Source organism: Microcystis sp. BLCC-F209 (genome assembly GCF_041928595.1).
Taxonomy (GTDB): Bacteria; Cyanobacteriota; Cyanobacteriia; order Cyanobacteriales; family Microcystaceae; genus Microcystis.
In genome coordinates this window covers 1-2,089 of sequence record NZ_JBHFLL010000074.1, presented here as the reverse complement: position 1 = coordinate 2,089, position 2,089 = coordinate 1, and the positions used below count along the sequence as shown (strand labels likewise).

At 45.2% G+C, this 2,089-nt stretch carries 2 protein-coding genes and 1 pseudogene; 1 reads left to right on the top strand and 2 read right to left on the bottom strand.

Features of this window, described 5'->3' with window-relative positions; all coding sequences use genetic code 11:
• Positions 1 to 130: 130 nt before the first annotated feature.
• A complete protein-coding gene (gene hisN, locus ACE1AQ_RS04530) occupies positions 131 to 937 on the top strand; it encodes a histidinol-phosphatase (protein ID WP_008206599.1) in 807 nt (268 codons plus the stop codon).
• A 48-nt stretch (positions 938 to 985) separates the two neighbouring features.
• Here the strand turns inward: hisN and rpe are convergent, their stop codons facing one another.
• Positions 986 to 1,693, bottom strand: coding sequence for a ribulose-phosphate 3-epimerase (rpe, locus tag ACE1AQ_RS04525; RefSeq protein WP_008206602.1), 708 nt, complete (start codon positions 1,691 to 1,693; stop codon positions 986 to 988).
• A 163-nt stretch (positions 1,694 to 1,856) separates the two neighbouring features.
• A pseudogene (locus ACE1AQ_RS04520) lies at positions 1,857 to 2,089 on the bottom strand (hypothetical protein); the annotation flags it as partial.

Below are 2,089 nucleotides of genomic sequence, written 5' to 3'. Positions count from 1 at the left end.
TCCCCACTTCCCCACTTCCCCACTTCCCCACTTCCCCACTTCCCCACTTCCCCACTTCCCCACTTCCCCACTTCCCACACTCCCTACTCCTGTCTCCTGTCTTCTAAATTCTGCTGTATTGTTTCCCCTCATGAATATCGATCGCACTATCCAACTAGCTCATCAATTAGCGGACGCTTCTGGAGAGATTATCCGGCGCTATTTTCGGCAGCCCCATCTAGAAACCGAGACCAAACTCGAGCAAGTTTCCTCAATAGTAACAATCGCCGATCAAGAAGCTGAGGAGGCGATGGTGGCGATTATTCGGCGAGAATTGCCTGAAGATGGGGTTATTCGAGAAGAAGGAGCCAATATTCCCTCCCAAAGTGGTCGTTATTGGGTATTGGATCCGATCGATGGCACATCCTCTTTTGTCAAAGGATTGCCTATTTTTGGGACTTTAATCGGCCTAGTGGCAGAAAATCAACCGATTTTAGGAATTGTCGATCAACCGATTTTAGGCGATCGCTGGTTAGGAGTGAAGGGAAAAGCGAGTCTTTATAATAACCAGATGATTGTTAATCCCTACCGTCAAGATCGAGAACTTGTCTTAAAAAATGCCTGTTTAGCCTCCACCACTCCCTTAATGTTTATCACAGAACGACAACAGGCGATCGCTCGTCAGCTGCAAAGCGTCTGTAAACGTACCGCTTTTGGGGGTGATTGCTATAACTATATGATGTTAGCCACCGGCTGCACTGCCATGCCGATGGTCATCCTAGAATCAGACCTGAAATACTACGATTTTTGTGCTTTAATCCCGATTATTGAAGGTGCGGGCGGAATAATTAGCGATTGGTCAGGTAATCCCCTAAAAGCTGATTCTAGCGAAGTTTTAGCCGTCTCTAATTCCGGTTTATGGCGGCAGGTTTTAGAACAAATCAGTAGAGTGGGTTAGTGCGAATGCCAAGATAATTAGTCAACAGCTAACCCACCCCCGCGGCAATTAAACGGTGGCTAATTGAGGTTGGGGACGTTTGCTGTGACGGATACCTTCGATCGCCGCCGCGTAATCGGGGGCATTAAATACCGCCGAACCTGCTACAATCGCATTAGCGCCCGCTTCGAGAACTTGCCAAGTATTAGCCGGTTTTAAGCCGCCATCCACTTCAATCCAGGGATCCAAGCCCTTTTCATCGCACATTTGGCGTAATTGACGGATTTTGGGGACAACTTCCGGGATAAAACTCTGGCCACCAAAACCGGGGTTAACGCTCATAATTAGGACTAAATCGCACAAATGCAGCACGTATTCGATTAAATCTAGGGGAGTGGAGGGATTTAATACCACACCCGCTTGTTTACCGAGTTCGCGGATTTGGCAAAGAGTACGATGGAGGTGGGGAGAAGCATTATGTTCAGCGTGAACAGAAATAATGTCAGCACCCGCTTTCGCAAAGTCAGCCACATATTTTTCTGGTTCGACGATCATTAAATGCACATCTAAAGGTTTTTTCGTATAGGGACGAATAGCGGAGACAATCAGGGGTCCAATGGTGATATTCGGGACAAAACGACCATCCATCACATCAACGTGAATCCAATCGGCTCCTGCCTTATCCACAGCCTCGATATCGGCTCCTAATTTACTAAAATCCGCCGATAGGATCGAGGGAGAGACAACGATCGACTTCGAGCTTCCGTTTTGGGTCATGGCTAACTATAGAATTTCGTGTTTATATTTTCGTAACAATCTTATCAGCAATCAGTGATCAGTGATCACTAATCGGATTTGAGTTTTCAGTCGGGGTAATCCCAGAGCATTTTGTATAAATTGTAACAGACAAAAATTTTTAATTGTTGTCTAGCAATAACCGCTACTGACAATCAATCATTTCTACTCTAGAATGAAAGATATTGCAATCCCCGTTAGGGAATTTATTAGAAACTTGAGGTATATTAAGTGGGTTCTTCGTTACTTGGTATGGTTCGATAGGGGGGCATAAATCGACTAAATCCTTATCTGGCAAGAGACTTAATTGATTAGTTCGCTCTAGAGCAAAAACAATTGACAAAAATCGCTAAATGCCTTTCTCTATAAGGGTTCCAT